1 protein-coding gene (cut by a window edge) is annotated in these 21108 nt (G+C 49.1%); it reads right to left on the reverse strand.

All coding sequences use genetic code 11. The features are described 5' to 3' along the window. Positions 1-21108, reverse strand: the 3' portion of a protein-coding gene (locus KTO58_RS09980) for an SDR family NAD(P)-dependent oxidoreductase (protein ID WP_225860175.1). It continues 19593 nt past the right edge of the window; the window shows 21108 of its 40701 coding nt (coding positions 19594-40701); the start codon falls outside the window, past its right edge; it ends in the stop codon at positions 1-3.

Raw genomic sequence — 21108 nt, forward strand, 5'->3', positions numbered from 1 at the left:
TTAGAGGTTTAATTGAGATAAAATCTTGTCAGCGTCTTCTATATCGAGGGCACCACCCTGCACCTGCAACAGCAGCTCATCTACGGAGGATACTTCTGCCAGCATACTGCTGCTGCCATTTCCGGACAACGCTTCATGCAGGTATCCTGTCAAGTCCCTGATGGTGGTATATTCGTATAGCCGTGTCGCAGCCAGGCTGGTTCCAAACCGTTTATTGATTGCGTGTGCCCATTCCACTCCTGTAATTGAGTCCAGGCCCATATCGATAAACGGCCTGTCTACATCTACCTCTTCCGGTAACAGGAATAATGTTTCCGCAAAACTGACGATCAGCGCTGTCGCCAGCTCTTCTTCCGAAATCACCGGATGCGTTACCGATACGATACGTTTCTCCTGGATCATATCAGCTGCTGCAATATGATGCACAGAAGCAGGCGGAATTAATCCTGTGTGGGCTGGAGGTGCTGACGTTGTTACAGGTTCAAATGTTGTTAAGTTCACTAACGGCAGCTCTGCCTGAATGGAATCCTTTCTTTCCGCAGGTATGGTGATAGCAGGCAGAGGTATATCCGACAGAGCGGTGATATCGACAGACGGATGGGCCATCTCTTCCGCTATCATAGCCGCTAATTCGTCTATGGTCGGGTAGTGATATACTTTTGTAGCGGGGATCGCCGTGCCGAATTGTTTATTGACTGCCCGTATCCACTCTACCCCTATAATGGAATCCAGTCCCATTTCTACAAATTGTTTGTCTACCTCCACTTCATCAGGAGAGAGGAAGAGCATTTCGGCAAGGCTTTTCGTCAATTCTTCTTTAATGGTATCCAGCGGTAGCAGTTGCGGGAGCGCTGTCGACGGAGCAGGCGCCGGGATGACTGTTATTGCAGGCTCCTGCACTATCTGCGCCGGCGCAGCATAGGATGTATCTGCTACGGCTGCCGGTGTAAAAGCTGACAGGTTTAGCTGAATACCCTGGGGTTTGTGGATGCTTTCCGCCGGATCGGTTATAGTGGGGATAGCAGTAGTTACCGGGGTTGTAGCAGGTGTTGTTACCGGAGGGGTCACAGATATTTCCGGGAGCCAATATACTTCTTTGGCAAATGGATAACCCGGTAAACTGATGCGACGAGGCGAATGACCATCATACCATTGCTGCCAGTCGAAAGGCATTCCTTTCACCCATAGTTTCATGAGTTTATCATAGGTCCGCTGACGGGTCCATTTCTCTACGGCAATCTGCATTTCTTCTTCTTCCAGTAACTCCAGTGTTTCTTTGTTGCCTTTAGCCTGCCCTGAGATCACACCTGCGATTTTCTCTCCACGCAACCAGGAAGTGAGCTGTTCCTGTAGCTGTACCAGGTCATTTGTTATTATGGCCAGTCGTTCGTCCATTGCTTCCCGTCCGGTCTGCAATGTGTAAGCGACAGACGGTAAGTCGGCCTCTTTATAAATGCCCCGGGACAATGCCTCCAACAGCTGCCCTGCTCTCTCTTTCAGGCGATCTGCATGTCTGGCGGACAATACGATCACCTGAGGTGTTGACACATTGTTGGGGCCGGATACTGGTGCAACGTATTCTTCAACGATGATATGTGCATTGGCACCACCTGCGCCGAAAGAAGAAAGTCCGGCTATGCGCAGTTGTTCTTTCGGCTCTCCGTCTACTTCACTTACCGGTCGTTTCCATTCCTGCAATGTCTGTTGCAAGATGAACGGAGAGCTTTCAAAATCGATATTCGGATTTAATACATTAGCATGCAGGCTGGGTACCAGCTGGCGATGTTTCATTTGCAGAACGATCTTGGTCAGACCGGCGATACCTGCTGCGGCTTCGAGGTGTCCGATATTGCTTTTTACCGATCCTATCGCGCAATATTGTTTGTCTGCCGTGTCTTTTCCGAAAGCCTGTTGGAGACCTGAGATCTCTATCGGGTCACCCAATACGGTACCGGTACCATGTGCTTCTATATAGCTAATATCGCGTGCATTTACACCCGCTTTATCCAGCGCTTTGCGGATAACGGCCGCTTGTGCAACCGGGTTTGGCACGGTATAGCCATTTGTCTTTCCTCCATGGTTAATGCTGGTGCCACGTATTATGGCGTATATATGATCTCCATCTGCTTCGGCCTGTGATAGTCGTTTGAGCAATACGGTACCTACTCCTTCGCCCGGTACGAAGCCATCTCCTCCGGCACCAAAACTGCGGCATTCGTTTCCTCCGGACAGCATACGCTGCGCGCAGAGTCCGACATAGCTAGCCGGGTGCAGATAGAGGTTTACGCCACCGGCTATGGCCAGTTCACATTCTTCCCGCAGCAGATGTTCACATGCTTCATGGATAGCTGTGAGTGAAGAAGAACACATGGTATCAACCGGCATACTTGGTCCCTGGAGGTTCAGCAGGTAAGAAATACGGTTAGCTACGGAACTGAAGGAAGTATGCGGAAATATCTTAGCACCCTGTTGCCATAGAGAGGGGCCATATAGCTCAAAGCCCGTCTTTGTAATACCGGCAAATACGCCAACGCTGTATTGATGACGTGTTCCCAGGAGGTGGCGGGTATATCCTGCATCTTCGAGCACCTGCCAGCAGCTTTCAATGAAAAGCCTTTCCTGAGGGTCCATATTGAGCGCTTCACGAGGTGCTATGTTGAAGAATTTGGGATCAAAGGCAGCAAAGTCACGAACGAAGCCGCCCCATTTACTGTAGCTCTTCCCCTGCGTGACGGCGCTGTCAGCATTTTCCTGGAAAAATCCTTCCAATGCCCAACGTTCGGAGGGTATCTCCGTGATACAGTTCTTGCCGGCTTTCAGATTATCCCAGTATTCGAAGAGATTATCTGCTTGCGGGTACCGGCCATTTATACCGATAATGGCAATAGGTTCCCGATGATGAGTCGTATTTGGCACTTCAGGGCGGATAGGTTTCGAGGTTAACTTGCGTTGCAAATATCTATCCGCGGACTGCAGCTTGGCGGCAGATGTATTTATAGTACGATCTTTTTCATGGTTTTGTGTATTCTGACCTACCCATTTTCTACTCGCAGCCTGGTAGGTATTGACAAAATATGCAGATAGTGCATTCAAGGTCTGGTATTCGAAGAACAAGGTTTTCGATATGTTCCCGAAGATATCCGTAAGCTGTTGGTTGAGGCTGGTGATCATCAGTGAGTCGATACCATAGCTTTCGAGCGGCTCTTCTGCATCTATAGTACTTAACTCCATTTTGGTCTGCCTGGCCAGCAGCTCTCTTAGTTTTAGCAACACTTGTTTTGTCAATGCTGTGATATCTACTTCCTGACCGGCAAGGATATCCTGCCCCTGTTCGCCGGTTGCGGTAGTACCGGTTACTATTTGATGCAGTTGTGCTTCATATCCGTATAGTATAATGGATTGCGGGTTGGTTCCTGCCAGCGCTTCAGACAATGCCTGTATCCCCGTCGCTGACGGTAAAGGCAGCATGCCTGCTGCCTTCAGATGTGTGGCAGTCGTAGCATCCACCTGCATGCCTCCTTCTTCCCAAAGCGGCCAGTTCACGGATAAGGAATGACCACTGCGTTGTCCTGCAGCTACCAATTGCTGGCGATAATGCATGTAGGCATCCATGAAAGCGTTTGCTGCCGCGTAATCTGCCTGCCCCACATTGCCGGACACGCCTGCCACAGAAGAGAAGCAGATGAACTGCCGGAGCGGAATATCTTTTGTTGCTTCATCCAATATGGCTACTCCATTTACTTTGGGGGATAGCACGGCATTAAACTCTTCTATGCCTTTACGAATGATGAAGTTATCCCGTATGATACCAGCGCTGTGAATGATCGTATCAATACGACCATAAGTTTGCAGTACATCGGTTATCAACTGATCAACGGCGCGGGGTGCTGTGATGTCGACCTGTTGGTATACTACCGTAGCACCCTGTTGCCGTAGTTGTGCCAGTATGTTTTCTTTTTCTTTTGACAACGGGGAACGGCCGGTGAGTATCAGCGTCACCTGGCGGGCCTCTCTGGCTATCACCTGTGTTAGCAGCAGCCCCAGTCCACCAGCTCCACCGGTGATCAGGTATACTGCTTCCGTTATCCAGGGAGCAGGCACGACGGCAGCTGCCGGCAGCGGTTGCAATACGGGGACATATCGTACTTCTTTTTCGTACCGTATACGTGATGCAGCATGACCGATGTTTTCAGCCAGTCGTTGCTGCCAGCTGTTATCATTCTTTGAGGACAGCGGGTCCAGGTAGATCACCTGGCCGCTTACAAAAGGATTCTCCAATCGGGCTGTCTGTAATATCCCTGCCAGGCCTTCAAACAGTTTAGCCGTATTGTCGCCGGTGACCAGGATCTGTATGCAGACCTTTTCTGCCGGTTGTTGTGACAATATTGTTTGTACAAGTCCGAATAAGCTGACGGCATATTCCTGATAACGCGCAGCGATTGTTACTGCATCACTTCGCCAAGTATGGATGGCGGCTGTTGAAAAATGCGCACTTAGCAATGATGGTACTGTTGCCGGTATTTCACAACATATGATATGATGGTGTGTGTAAGCGCCTTCGTTTTGGCTGGTTGCAGCCTGTTGTACCTGCCATACCGGCTGTAAGGATAACATCACGGGGATTGTCTTTTCCTTATCGACCAATGGCTGTAAACGTATTTCTTCGAACGCGGCAAATACCGAACCTTGCTCATTGGCTAGCTGTATGTCAGCCCATACACTGTCTTTTACCTGCTGGCGTACGATGTGTATCAATATTTTCTGCGGCGCCTGCTCCCATACTTCCAGGGAAAGCAGCTGCATGGGATACAAGGCAGTTGGCTGGCCTTCATTCAGTAGCTCTGCTAATGACTGCAACAAAGCAGGCGGCAGTATGACTGCTGCCGGTACCGATGTTATGGTGATCTGTTGTGCAGCGGCAATAGCAGCGGAATCGAGTTGAGGGCGTTCTTTTATATTGTTATAGCATACCTTGCCAGTACCCAGGTTGAAGACGGTGGTCTGTGCAGCTGTATCTTCCTGGTATATTTCATACTGAATGCTGTCATCTGTTGCCGGGTATAGTCTTGTATGCAGGGTCAGTGTTTCGGGCAGCAGTAAAGTCGGTTGTTCCCAGAAAACATCGCGGATAGATACGGACGCGGGAGCTGGTTGTTGTTCGGCGGAGAAACGTAATGCGGCAATGGCCATTTCCAGCAGCAGCCAGCTTTGTGCACTATTTTGCGCTGCGGTTGCTGCATCGTTATGAAAAGTAGCTGTAAAACGCTGCGCAGAAAGATGTGAGGTATTAGCATGTAATAAAGGATGGAGGTGGGAGTTGGCAGCGCCCCCTGTAGTATTTGTCGGTACTGTGGGTTGAAGCCAGTACCTGTCTCTTATGAAAGGATAACCAGGTGCCGGAATACGCTGTACACTTCCCTTTACATACCATTCTTCCCAGGATACATGCAATCCCTGTACCCATAAGGCAGCTACTTTACTCAACTTTTTCTTTTGTACCCAGGTGCTGATCAACGCCTGCATATCGTCATCGCCGTCAAGCAGTGTCACACCTTCCCTGTTTTTCTTTACTTGTCCGTTATAGATACCAGGTGTGCGTTCTTCTTTGGTAAATGCTGTCAGTAATGCTATCAGCTGTGCGACATTATCTGCTTCAATAGCCAGGCGATGATCGAAAGCCTCTCGACCTACCTGCAGGGTGTATGCCAGATTAGTCAGTGCAATATCGGGTGTATGCTGCAGATATTTCGTGAGATGGACAGCATACTCTTTCAGTTGTGTGCTGTTCTTAGCAGACAGCACGATCAATACTGGTTGTGATTGGCTATTTGAGTAGCGAACATTTGCTGTATATTCTTCGATGACCAGGTGCGCGTTTGTACCACTAAACCCGAAGGAGCTGATAGCTGCTCTGCGGGGAATGCCTGCAGGCGTTGCCCAGTCCCGTAGGGTGTTATTGATATAGAAGGGGCTGTTTTCCAACAGTATATGTTCATTCAGCTTTTCGAAATGGATAGTAGGCGGAATTTCCCGGTGTTGTAGTGACAGCAACACTTTGAGGATGCTACTGGCACCGGCGGCGGTGAGAGCATGGCCGATATTACTTTTGACAGACCCCAGTGCGCAGTAGTGGGTATTGGTAGTAAATTTCCTGAAGGCGGAGGTCAGGGCTTCCACTTCAATCGGATCTCCCAGTTGTGTAGCGGTGCCATGTGTTTCGACCATGGTGATGGTAGCCGGGTCAATTTTGAAGCGGCTATATACTTCCTGTTCCAGTGCGATCTGCGATTTTACGCTCGGGGCGGTGATGCCATTTGTCTTTCCATCCTGGTTGATACCCCAACCGCGGATCACGCCATATATGTGATCATTGTCGTGTTGTGCGTCGCTCAGGCGTTTCAGTAATACTACGCCTACTCCTTCTCCGGGTACAAAACCATCAGCACGTTGATCGAAGGTATAGCAGCGGCCGGAGGCAGAGAGCATACCAGATTTACTGCCTGTGATATGCATTACCGGACCGGCCAATACACAGACGCCACCAGCCAGGGCCAGCTCACTCCGCCTGAGTAACAGGCTGTCGCATGCATCTGCGATCGCTACCAGGGCGGAAGAACAAGCGGTATCGATAGCCAGGCAGGGGCCTTTGAGATTGAGGAGATAGGATATACGTGCGCTGAGGATGGAAGTAGTCCCTCCGGTCAGCCCCTGGGCACTCAATCCATCGCTTTGCAGTCCCTGGCCATAATCGCCGGTGGCACAGCCAACAAAAACACCACATTTACTACCAGAGAGATCTGAAGGGCGGATGCCCGCATCTTCGATGCAATGCCAGCAATTTTCCAGGAATAACCTTTGTTGCGGGTCCATTACGGCTGCCTCTGCTGGTGATATGCTAAAGAACAACGGATCAAATTTGTCTGCGTCTTCCATCACGCCCATCCACTTGCCCGTTGTTTTTCCCACCGCGCGCGGATCCGGGTCATAGAAAGCATCCAGCGACCATCTATCGGCGGGCACTTCTGTAATACAATCCCGGCCTCCACGGAGATTGTCCCAATACTGTTCGAGGTTGGCGGCCTGCGGAAACTGTCCGCTAATACCGATGATAGCGATCGCTTCTTCTTCTGCGACGACAGGGGGGGACGTTGATACAACTGGCTGCGGAGCGGGTATGTTTGCCGATTGTTTGCCAGTATGCGTTTGTTTATGTTGCTGTATCTGTTGGATCAATTTTTCCGTACGGTCTTCCATTACCTGTACCTGGTGGCTGATCACTACCTTACCTATATGGGCACCTTTGCTTACAAATTGCAGTGCGTCTGAAAGTTGGTGTACGGGGTAAATCCTGGAAACGATCGGCTGTATATCTCCGGAGGCCAGCATGTCGGACATTTTATCCAACAGCCCTGCACCGCCGGCGCCGGCACGCATACTCATGCTGCGCAGGTCGATACTGTGAATGGTCTGATTCTGCAGTAGCCTGGAAAGGTCCAGTCTCTGACTTGTTTTAAGTCCATGTACTGCCAGCTCCAGGTATCTTCCACCTGCGCCAAGGCTATTCAGTCCTTTCTGGATATTGTCGCCAGCCAGCATGTTTAATACTACATCCACACCATTGCCGTGGGTCCAGGTACGGATATGATCATCATAGGCATCCTTGTAATTGAAAGCCTGTTTTACACCCAGGCGGCGCAGGATGTCTAGTTTCTCTTCTTTGCCGGCGCTGGCATATATTTCAGCGCCTTTCAGCTGCGCCAGCTGTAAGGCGACTAATCCACAGCCACCTGTCGCCGTATGAATCAACACTTTCTCTCCGGCTGATAATCTTCCTAACTCAAAGGCGTAGTATACGGTACCGAATACTACCGGTAAGCTACAAGCTTCTTCAAAGCTGACATTAGCCGGTTTTAGTACGGCATTCACTGCCGGCACATTTACGTAGTCAGCATGTCCTCCCAACCGGGCACCCGTCAACGCGATAACGGCATCTCCTGCCCGGAAGCCGGTAACGCCGGTTCCTACCTGGGTTACCACCCCTGCGACTTCAAATCCCGGTACAAAGGGATAAGCAGGCATGGTTGGATATAACCCTGTCACACACATGGTATCAGGAAAATTCACGGCAGCGGCTATTACCTTAATGGTTATTTCTCCTGCAGCAGCTGGTAGTACCGGCCATGTTTCCCATTTTACTTCATCCAGTGTATGAACTGTCCTGATGACCAGGCCATTGCTTTGTGCTTCGATGATCCCTGTACCCCATGCCGGAAGTGTTACAGACTGCATATCGGCAGGTATTGTTAATGACGGAATGGGTTCATGGACCGATGTGTTCACCAGCGATAATTCTGTAAGCAGATATGCTGCGAACTCACGGATCGTTGGATGATCATATACTCTTGTAGCAGGTATAGTGGTTCCGAAATATCTGTTGATGCCTCTTACCCATTCTACACCAACGATGGAGTCGAGCCCCATATCAACGAACTGACGGGCAATATCGACATCCGCTACCGGCATATAGAGGGTTTCTGCAAAACTCTGTTTCAGGAGTTCCTGTAGTTGCGCTAATGTGAATGCAGCTGGTACTGGCGTTTGTGCGGCAACCTGTAAATTTTCGTTCACGGCAGCTGTTGTTACAGGTATTACTGCGACCCTATTTATACCTGCCACTTGTTTCATTTCTGTATAAAGCCAATTCGTGAATTCCTTCAAGGTAGGATAATCATATACTTTGGTAGCGGGGATCGTGATACCAAATTGCCGGTTCACTGTTCTGATCCACTCCACTCCTACTATTGAGTCCAGTCCGAGGTCTATAAAATTCTTATTGATATCGACCTCTCCTTCCGGGATCAATAGTGTAGCGGCAAAACTTTTTAGTAATTCCTGTTGTAAAGCGGCATGCGTGAGATCGAAGGCGACTGACGTTACAGGCGGTACTTCCGGAGTATCAGGTATGATTGCAAGTGGTTCCGGAACCATGTTTTCCGAAGCCGGCACTTCCAACGTATTAAAACTTAGGGATATGCCGGCAGGCTTAGATAACACTGGGATTTCTGGGGCTTCAACGACCTGGTGCGTTGTAAATTTGGCGGTGGATGATACGGCTTTTTCCTGTATTTTTCTGGATAGATCAATTCCACCGGATAATACGCTGGCAGGCAGCCAATATTTATCACGTGCAAAGGGGTAGGTTGGTAAACTGATCCGCTGTGGCATATGCACGCCATACAAACGGGGCCATTCAATGTGTAAGCCTTTCACCCATGCTTCCAGCAATTTGGAATACTTATGATCGGCAATCCATTTTTCTAAGGTAGATTGTAATTCGTCTCCGGAGAACAAGCTCAAAGTGTCTTTATTCTCTGTTACCTGTCCGGTGAAGAATTCATCCATGTTGTTACCACCTGAGATAAAAACTTCCAATTGCCTGATCAGCCCATTGATATCGTGTGCGATGAAGGCCAGTCGTTCTTCCATTGCTTCTCTGCCTGTTTGCAAGGTAAAGGCGATGCGCAGGAGATCGGTTTCTTTATCATATTCATTGCGTACTGCTTCTAATAATCTTTTTGCCTGTTCTTGCAAACCATTGGTATTGCGGGCTGATAAAACGATCAGTGCAGGTGTTGCGGGGAATGGGGCTATACGGCTAGTTCCAGGTTGATATTCTTCCACGATAATATGAGCATTTGCGCCACCTGCTCCGAAGGAGGACAGGCCGGCAATGCGAGGGGATGGCCGTTGTTCTCCATGGGTTGCTACCAGTGGTTGTTCCCATGCAGTCAATGTTTGCTGCACGGTGAAGGGGGTTTTTGTAAAATCAATATTGGGGTTCAGGGTTGCAGTATGAAGGCTGGGGACCAGCTGGCGATGTTTCATTTGCAGGACGATCTTGGTCAGTCCGGCGATACCGGCAGCCGCTTCCAGGTGTCCTATGTTACTTTTTACGGAGCCGATGGCGCAATACTGCCGTTGTGAGGTATCGGCCGCAAAAGCCTGTTTCAGCCCTGTGATCTCTATGGGATCTCCCAGTACGGTACCGGTACCATGCGCTTCGATATAGCTGATTGCCTCCGCACGTATGCCCGCTTTGTCCATTGCCCTCCTGATCAGGTCTCCCTGTGCCGTAGGATTTGGCACTGTATATCCATTGGTTTTGCCGCCATGGTTAATCGCGGAGCTGCGGATCACTGCATAGATATGATCGCCATCTGCTTCTGCGCGTGATAGCGGTTTTAACAAAACGGCTCCTACACCTTCTCCTGGCACAAAGCCATCTCCGCCAGCGCCGAAGCTTCTGCATTCGTTGCTGGTCGATAGCATCCTTTGCGAACACAATCCAACATAGCTGGCAGGATGTACATACAGGTTCACACCGCCGGCGATAGCCAGTTCACAATCTCCGCGACGAATGTATTCACAAGCCTCATGAATAGCGGTGAGGGATGAAGAACACATCGTATCGATCGGCATGCTGGGGCCTTGCAGATTTAATAAGTAAGAAATGCGGTTGGCCACGGAACTAAAAGAAGTATGCGGCGCTATCTTGGCACCCTGCATCCATAATAAGGGGCTATACAGTTCGAAACCGGTCTTAGTAATACCGGCGAACACGCCAACATTCCGATTGTGTCTGCTGGCCAGTAGTTCGCGTGTATAACCAGCATCTTCCAACACTTGCCAGCAGCTTTCTATGAAGAGACGCTCCTGGGGGTCCATGTTCAGGACCTCTCTGGGAGACAGGTTAAAAAATAACGGGTCAAAAGATGAGAAGTCATTTACGAATCCCCCCCATTTGCTATAGCTTTTACCCTGTTCGATCGCCTCTTCCATATCCGGGTGATAGAAGCCTTCTATGGCCCAGCGTTCTGCCGGTATTTCGGTGACGCAGTTTTTACCATTTTTAAGGTTCTCCCAGTATTGAGACAGGTTATCTGCCTGCGGATAACGTCCACTGATGCCAATAATAGCCACCGGCTCATCTATACGGGAAGTATTATGGAGTACGGCTGTTCTTTCCTGTACGGCCAGGTCTTTTATGCTGACCACCTCTGTGACAACCGGGGGCTCAAAGCGGGACTGTGCGGGTGGTCCGGAATGTTCCCATCCTGCCCAGTTTAAACAAGCTGATTGATGATCCTGTATAAAATAGCCCGCTAACGCTTCCAATGTCTGGTATTCAAAGAAAAGCGTTTTGGAGATATCGGTAAATACAGTGGCCAGTTGTTGGTTCAGGCTGGTAATAACGATTGAGTCAATACCATAACTTTCCAGCGGTTCTGTATGATCAATTTTGTGAGGAGCGATCTTTACCTGTTTGCCCAGTAAAGATTTCAGTTGTTTTAATACGAAGTCGAGCAGTTCCTGCTGTTCGGCAGCGGATAATATCTGCGTTTTTGCCGAAGGTATATTTGTCCCTGTTTTTTGGCCGGCAGATGATGTTGTTTGCAAATTTCCATATAATACCATTGTTTGAGCGGCACTGCTATCCAAACTTATTTGCAATGCGCGTAAACCACTAGCAGTATCTAAGGGCTGAATGCCGGCTGTTTGCATTTGCTGCAGGTGTACGGCATCGATGTGCATGCCACCCTCTGCCCATAGGGGCCAGTTTACCGATAAGGACCTACCAGAACGTATTCCCTTTTTCACCAAGTCATTACGATAGGTAATATATTGATCCATGAATGCATTAGCCGTAGCATAATCTGCCTGACCGCTATTCCCTCTTATGCCAGCAATGGAGGAAAAGCTGATAAACAATTCCAGCGGCAGGTCTTTAGTCGCATCATCCAACCATTTTATGCCACTTACTTTTGGAGAAAGTACTGCTGCAAATTCATCTGTTGATTTACGAAGAATAAAATTGTCTTTTATGATACCTGCGCTATGTAGTACGCCGCTCAGTTTCCCATAGTCCGCGATAATATCCTTCACCAGTGAGGCCACTTGCAAGGGAGCCGTTACGTCCAATGTTTTATAGATTACCCTGGCGCCATTCCGTTCTAAAGGTGCCAGTTGTTTCCTGATCGCAGGTGTTTCAGTCCTTCTACCTGTCAATATCAACACCACTTCTTCTGTATTTGACACGATATCCGCTGCCAGTAAAAGCCCCAATCCGCCAGCGCCACCAGTAATCAGATATACTCCTTCATTCTGCCAAACACTGCCAGTGACGTCTTTGTCACCAACGGGTTGCCAGTCGAGCACTTTCCTGGTTTCTCCGGAGTAGGCAATTTCTTTGTCTCCCGTGTAAGCATTTGCAGAAAGGATGTCAACCAATACTTCTGCCGACACTTGTTTATCCAGGGCTATCCATTGGCTGCTTATCCTTGGGTTTTCCTGATTGGCAGTTTTTAATAAGCTGGCTAAACCTCCCATGAGCAGGTCTTCTGCTTTGTTGCCGGTTACCAGTTGCACCCATACTTTTTCACCCCCTTTTTCCAACCATTCTTTCACAAAAGAGAAGAGTTGCACAGCCATTGATTCGTAACGGATATTACTATCGGTGGCCGGATGTGTCAGGGTATATATCCTGGTTTCCGGTAAAGCTGACTGCAAGGCGGTCACGATATTGTCCGGCCAGTCACAGCAAACAATCACCCGTTGACCAGTATGCGTATGTTCCGTTGATACGGGCAGTAAGGCTTCCTGCCAGGTGGGTTCCAATACCAGGAGTGTGGCGGGTACCTGCTCAATTGCCACTTTGGTATAACGTAGCCCTTTGAACGCAATGATGTTATTACCCTCTGCATCGTACAACAGGATATCGCTACTCCCATTTTGTTGGATTATTTCATAATAAACAACCGCCGGTATGTGTTGGTATATTTCCAATGTATTCAGATGGGCCGGTATTATACCAGCCCCTGTTACCTTCACGTATTGTGCCGCCAAGCTACTCAGCAATGAAGGTTGTAACGATACCAATTGGGGATCTAACGATGAAATGGGTTCCCATTCGAGCTTTTTTAGTTGGCTTATGTTTACCGGTTCGCGACTGGCAGCTATACTATTCCCCCCTTTGCCCTGTACATAAATAGTACGTTCGCCCGCTACGGTTTCGCTATAAATTTCGTAGTGTATTATGCCATCTGCTGCTTTCACCAGGGCGACATGTATTGTTACTCCTTCTGCTGATAATGACAGCGGTTTATACCAGGTGTTATCAAATAGGCGGATGTTGTCATTACTATTACCGTATACCTGTCTGAGTGCAGCGACCGCCATTTCCAGGCAATAGAAGCAAGTCGTTATATCATCTTGCGTCGTGCTGTAAAAGGTACTGCTGAATCGCAACCCTTCTAAGCCGGATGTATTATGATGTAGCAATGGATGCAGGCTGGCAGTTTTATTAGCTGATGATACGCCCTCATTTCCGTCGCCGATCCAATAGCGGTCACGTGCAAACGGATACACGGGTACGCTGACTATTGGCGGATGAGTGTTGCCATACCAGGATCTCCAATCTATTTCCTGACCTTTTACCCAAGCAGCTGCCAGCTGCAACAACGTTTCCTGTATCGCCAGCGGGTCTGTTATTGTTGTTATATCTGCCCTATCGAGTATACAGATATTTTCCCGGAGTCTTTTTGCCGGTCCGGATATGTATCTGTCATTAGGTAGTTGATGGATGAAGTCCTGTAATGTTTCCCGGATCTCACTGACGGTCTCTCCTACGATCGCCAGTCTGTAATTCATCGGATTACGTCCTGTCTGCAGGGTGTAAGCAATGGAGGGAAGTGCCAGGAGGTTGTCCTGTTGTAAATAACTTTCCAGTTTGCGGGCATAGTTCAATAGCCCCTCTTCTGTTTTAGCAGAGAGTACGATCACGCTTGCGATAGGTGATATTGATACTGCAGCAGTATTTACGTGATGCTCATATGCGTCTATGACCAGGTGAGCGTTGGTACCGCTGAAGCCAAATGAGCTGACAACGGCTCTTCTAGGTTGTCCTTCAGGTACCTGCCAGGGGCGCAATGTCGTGTTGACATAGAAGGGGCTCTTCTCCAGGTGAATATGCTGATTCAGTGTTTCGAAATGGATGGTTGGTGGTATTTGCCGGTGTTGCATGGACAGCAGTACTTTCATTACTCCTGCGGCTCCTGCGGCTGTCAGCAGGTGACCGATATTACTTTTTGCGGAGCCTAATGCACAATATTCCTGTTGTTGTGTAAAATGGCGGAAGGCGGTTACCAGGGCTTCTACTTCGATAGGATCGCCCAGTTGTGTAGCGGTGCCATGTGCTTCTACCATTGTAATGGTGGCTGGGTCAATGTGAAAGCGTTTATATACTTCCTGTTCCAGGGATATCTGTGATTTTACGCTTGGTGCAGTGATACCGTTGGTCTTTCCATCCTGGTTTACGCCCCAGCCCCGTATTACGCCATGTATGCGATCACCATCTCTTTCTGCATCACTTAATCTTTTCAGTAGTAGTACACCCACGCCTTCTCCGGGCACAAATCCGTCTGCTCTTGCATCGAAGGTATAACAACGGCCTGTGGGGGATAACATTCCTGCTTTACTTGTCAGGATGTGTGTGACCGGGCCGGCCATTACACATACGCCTCCTGCCAATGCCAGGTCGCTACGCTGTAACAAGAGGCTGTCGCAGGCGGCGGCGATGGCAACCAATGCGGAAGAGCATGCAGTATCAATGGCGAGGCAAGGACCTTTGAGGTTGAGCAGGTAAGAGATGCGGGCGCTCAATATAGATGATGATCCACCTGCCAATCCCTGTGCACTTAATCCCTCGTTGTTGATGCCCTGGCCATAGTCTCCGGAAGCGCAACCAGCGAATACACCGCAACGAGAACCGGATAATATCGCGGTGCGTAATCCGGCGTCTTCGATACAATGCCAGCAAGCTTCCAGGAATAGGCGTTGTTGCGGGTCCATCAATTCGGCTTCTGCCGGGGAGATGTTGAAGAACAACGGATCAAATTTATCTGCATGTTCCAGTACCCCCATCCATTTGCTATGGGTTTTGCCCGGGGCTGCCGGGTCGGGGTCATAGAAATCATCTGCTACCCATCTATTGGCCGGTACTTCTGTGATGCAGTTCCTGCCTGAGCGTAGGTTATCCCAATAGCTATCAAGGTCGCTGGCCTGTGGGAATTGTCCACTCATTCCGATGATAGCGATCGCTTCCTGATGTATCTCTTCGCGGCGCGGTGCCGTTGTGATGGTTTTTCCCCCTACCGGCAATGCTTGCTGGCTCCGGAGTCGCTGTTGCTGTAATCTGGCGATCAATTCAGCGGTACGATCCTGTGTTTCGGTGGCTTCATGGCTGATCACTACTTTACCGATATGTTCTCCTCTGGAAACATATTGCAATGCTTCTCTGATCTGGCTCACCGGGTATATCCGGGATACGATGGGAACAATCTGTCCTTTGGCCAGCATATCAACCATGATATCCAGCATGCTGCCACCTTCGAATCCATGGCGAAGGCTCATACGTCTGAGATCAATGCTATGAATGGTCTGATTTTCCATCAGGCGGGACAGGTCCAGTTTACCACTTGTTTTCAGTCCATGTACGGCCAGTTCGAGGTATCTGCCACCGGCACCCAGGCAGTTAAGTCCTTTCTGGATATTGTCGCCGGATAACATGTTGAGTACGACATCCATACCTTTACCACGGGTTATTGCCAATAATTGTTTATCAAAGGCATCTTTATAGTTAACGGTATTGGATATACCCAGTTGATGTAATATTTCCAGTTTTTCCTGGCGGCTGGAGCTACCATATATGGTGGCTCCTTTGAGGTGAGCGAGCTGTAATGCTACCAGTCCACAACCACCTGTAGCGGTGTGTATCAGGACATTTTCATCCTGTTGTAGTCTTCCCAGTTCGAAGGCATAATAGACAGCGCCAAATACTACAGGCAAGCTACATACATCCTCGAAGGATATATTAGCCGGTTTGGGGGCGATGTTTGTTACCGGTACATTGATATGGGTGGCATGCCCACCTAACCGTTCACCTGCCAGTCCCACTACGGCATCACCTACACGAAACCCTTTAACACCCGGGCCTACCTGGCTGATCAGTCCGGACACTTCAAAACCCGGTACAAAGGGATAAGCAGGCATCGTAGGATACAGCCCCTTCACGCACATAGTATCCGGGAAATTGACGGCGGAGGCCTTTACCTGTATGGTCACTTCTCCTTCTCCCGGAGCAGTTATATGCCAGGGCTGCCAGCTTATTTCTTCCAATGTATGTACAGTGGAGACTACGAGCCCCTGGCAATTGGCATCTTTGATCTTTATGGATGCAGGCCGCGTTAAGGGTTGTTCTTCAACCTTGGGGGGTGTAAGCGATACAGTGGATGGGACCACTGGTTGTGCAGTTGTGGTAGAAGTTACCGGTTGTCCGTATTGTGCGATCTCTGTCGACAAGAAGTTGGCCAGCTCTCCTATTGTAGGATAATCATATAACCTGGTAGCTGGTAATGTTAGATTATATTTTTGATTGATCATCCGTATCCATTCTACCCCTACGATAGAGTCGAGGCCCATTTCGACGAATTGTTTCTCTTCATCTACTTCTTCGGGTTGCAGATAAAGTACCGCTGCCAGACCCAGTTTTAATTCTTCTGACAGTTGTTCAGGAGCAATCTGGTATTTAGTGGGCAGCTCTTTTTCCAGAACAGGAGCTGGTGCTTTGGATAGTTGCGGTTCTGCATAGACCGGTGTTTCTACTGCCGGTACGGCAGCAGGGCGGATATTTGTAGACAGCCAAGCTGCCAGCTCGTGAATAGTGGGGTAATCATATACTCTTGTAGCTGGAATGCTAATATCATATTGCCGATTGATAATCCGAACCCATTCAACACCTACGATGGAATCCAGTCCCATTTCAACAAAGCTCTTTTCAGGATCGATCTCTTCATAGGGTAGTAGTAATATATCAGATAAGCTGGTGGTGAGCTCTTTCTCCAACGTATCTATGCTAATGGCTGCTATTACATGATTTACGGCTATTGGTTGTATGGTAGTTACCTGCGCCGGAACTTCCGGGAAAATATCGACAGGGGGAGCTACCGGTAGCGATGTAGCCAAACCTGTCAATGTCAGCGCGATACCTGAGGGTTTGCTGGTACCAGCAGCTACCTGGGTAGTTGTTTCCACACCGGGTATCGTCAGCGACGGTGCGGCTGAGGTAGTTGTTATTCTGGATCCTACTATCTCAACAACGGGGCTTTCTGGTATCCAATAGCGTTCCCTGCTAAACGGATACGTCGGTAAGCTGATCCGATATGGTTGTTCGTTGGTGTACAGGCGTTGCCAGTCGAACGCATAACCTTTCACCCAGCGCTGTAACAATTCATCATATTTACCTGTGGTCAGCCAATGTGTAATCAAGCCCTGTCCTTCTTCCTCCGTAGTAAAGGCACTTATCTCTTCTCTATTTCCTTTTACCTGTCCGGTAAATAATTCATGACTGTTTTCCCCTTTCAGGAACTTGCGCAAGGCATCGGAGAGTGAGGAGATATTGTCTGCTATGACTGCCAGGCGGATTTCCATTGGTTCTCTACCTGTCTGAAGCGTATATGCGATTGCGGGCAGGTCTTTTTCATTATACCTACCAGCGGTCAGTTTGTCTAACAGCAACCGGGACCTTTGCTGTAATCCCTCGGCATTTCTGGCCGAGAGCGGGAATATATAAGGCGGTTCATGAAGGAAGGTAGCCGGATGGCCGGTATATTCTTCGAGTATTACATGTGCATTTGCTCCTCCTGCACCGAAGGACGATAATCCTGCGATTCGGGGGTAAGTTGTTTGTATACCATTTGCTTCCACAACGGGACGTTTCCATTCGGATAATTCACGCTGTACGACGAACGGTGTTTTTGCGAAATTGATGTTCGCGTTGAGGTGGGTGGTATGCAGGCTAGGTACGAGCTGTCCATGCTGTAACTGTAATACTACTTTTGTAAGGCCTGCGATGCCGGCGGCAGCTTCCAGGTGGCCGATATTACTTTTTACAGCCCCCAGTGCGCAATACCCGGTAGCTGTTGTGTCTGGGGCGAAGGCTTGCGTCAGGCCAGTGACCTCTATCGGATCGCCCAGTAATGTACCTGTACCATGTGCTTCCACATAACTGACTGCCCGTGCATTGATTGCTGCTTTGTCCAATGCTTTGCGGATCAGTTCCCCCTGTGCATTAGGGTTTGGTACGGTATAGCCATTGGTCTTACCTCCATGGTTAATGGCGGTACTTTTGATCACGGCATAGATATGATCTCCATCTGCTATTGCCTGTGATAATCTTTTTAACAATACGGTGCCTACTCCTTCTCCCGGTACAAATCCGTCGGCGCCTTCACCGAAACTTTTGCAGGCACCTCCTGCTGACAGCATGCGTTGTGCGCTCAGGATCACATAGCTGGACGGGTGAACATAAAGATTAACGCCACCGGCGATAGCCAATTCGCATTCTCCTCTCAGCAGGTGTTCACAGGCTTCGTGTACGGCAGTCAATGAAGAAGAACACATGGTATCTATAGGCATACTGGGGCCTTGCAGATTGAACAAATAGGAAATACGATTGGCGACAGAACTAAAGGATGTGTGCGGATAGATAGCCTCCCCTTGTTGCCAGAATGCAGGTCCGTACAGTTCAAAGCCTGTTCTAGTGATACCGGCGAACACACCGACGTTGCGATTGTGTCGTGTAGCCAGCAAATCCCTGGTGTAGCCGGCATCTTCCAGTACTTCCCAGCAGCTTTCAATAAAGAGGCGTTCCTGTGGATCCATGCTCCTGGCTTCTCTTGGAGATATGCCAAAAAATACCGGATCAAAGGCAGCGAAGTCATTTACGAAGCCGCCCCATTTGCTGTAGCTTTTGCCTTGGCGCGCCGCGGTATCCATATCTGCGAGATAAAAATCTGTCAGCGGCCACCTGTCGGCGGGTATTTCACTGATACAATCTTTACCCGCGCGAAGGTGCTGCCAGAATTCCTCGATATTATTCGCCTGCGGATATCTGCCGCTGATGCCAATAATAGCAATTGGTTCCTGCAGGGAGCCGGTAACAGGTAATGGCGGGCGTTCTGTTTTTGCTGTATCCGGACCAGTTGCCGGTTGTGCAATTGTTGTTGTCTGCAGGCCAGTCCAGGCGATACAGGCTTCGGAGAAGTTATTTATAAAGTACTCGTTGAGTGCCTGTAGTGTCTGGTATTCATAGAACAACGTTTTTGATATATCGCCGAATACCTGGCTCAATTGATGGTTTAGTTTGGTTATGATGATAGAATCGATGCCATAACTTTCCAGTGGTTCCTGGCTATCGATACGGCTGGCATCCATTCTTACCTGCTCTCCGAATAATCGTTTCAGCGCCAGGAGCGTTTCCCTGGCCAATACTTCTGATGCGATACCGTTCTGCTTTTCTGCTACAGCAGGTATTTGCCGGGGAGCAGCTGTAGCTTTATCTTTTCCGGGCAGATCGCCGGACAGCACCAATAATTGTGTAACCCGCTGTGCCAGGGCGATATACAGAGCCTGTAATCCGCTGGTAGTATCCAGTAGCCGGATGCCGGCAGCTTGTAATCCCGCACCGGTTGCTTCATTTATCTGCATACCTCCCTCCTTCCATAGCGGCCAGTTCACAGATACCGCGTGTCCATGACGTTTTCCTTGGGTTGTCAATGTATTCCGGTACTGTATATAGGCATCCATAAAGGCATTAGCCGCGGCATAATCTCCCTGGCCGATATTACCCGCTACTGCTGCTACGGAAGAATAGGCGCAGAAGAAATCCAGTGGCAGCTGGCGGGTAGCTTCATCCAATATATGCAGACCCTGTACTTTTGATGCATATACTTCTTTCAGTTCTTCCGTTGTTTTATTGAGCAGATAGTTATCCCGGATGATACCTGCGCTATGCACGATGCCATTGATATGGCCATAGTCAGCAATGATATCCCGGATGAGGGTATTGACAGCTATTTCGTCTGCAATGTCTGCCTGCCGATAGTTGATATTTATGCCTTTTGTCCGCAGCTGTTCCAGTGACTGTATCCTGGTGGCTGGTAGTTTACTTCTACCTGTCAGTATGATAGTGGCGGCTGGTGTCTTTACTGCAATGTCCTGTGCCAATATCCAACCCAGGCCACCGGCACCGCCTGTTATCAGGTATATTCCATCCGGTTTCCAGGGATGATGAGGTACATGGGTAGTATCCACCGGCGTCCATTCCATTACGTAACGTATGCCCGCGTCATATAATACCACTTCATCTGCGGAGTGGCTATCATTGGTAAGCCATCCTGCGATGGTATCTGTTTCTTCCCACTGCCGCCATCCGATTACCTGTCCTGTAACGGAGGGATTTTCCAGTCTTGCGGTACGAAGCAACCCGGAGAGTGCCATATATAAAGCGGCAGCGTCATCTGCCGGCGTAAGTACCTGAATGAGCGTTTTTGTGGTTTGTCCGGCAGCGCATAATTGTTTCAGCCAATCTAACAGTTGGATAGAATATGCTGTGTAGCGATCGGTGATCGATGTTTGTTCTGTATGTAACGTAATGACGGTTACATCGGGTAACGCTTTGGCTAGTCCTGTATTGCTATCGGGTACGGGATTGCACAACAGCAAATATTTGCGCGTATAGTGAGCTGTTCCTGTTGCCTGGACAGGTTTCTGTACCGGCTGGAACAAATGCACCTTGTTAAGCAGTGCAGTAGCGGTAATGTTAGCGGTCAGCGGTTGGGTAAGCAGTTTTTCTCCATCCAGCCAGTAACGTTCTTTCGCAAATTTATACCCAGGCAGACTTATTCTTTCCGGCGGTAGCCCTTGATAGATCGTGTTCCAATCTACCTGAACGCCTTTTACCCAGGCTTCTGCCAGCTTATGCCATTTACCCTGTTGTATCCAATTGGTGATGGTTTGCTGAAGTTCCTCTCCAGCGAATATACTGAGGGCTTCTTTGTTCGATCTTACCCCTCCTGTATAGAGATGTTCGATAATGGTCTGACCAGACAGGAACTGTTCCAACCCCTGTTTAAGTTCGGACAGTGAAGAGACGGTCAGGGCCAGTCTTTCTTCCATTGCTTCCCTGCCTGTCTGCAAGGTGAAGGCAATAGC

Origin of the sequence: Chitinophaga pendula (genome assembly GCF_020386615.1) — a bacterium.
Lineage (GTDB): Bacteria > Bacteroidota > Bacteroidia > Chitinophagales > Chitinophagaceae > Chitinophaga > Chitinophaga pendula.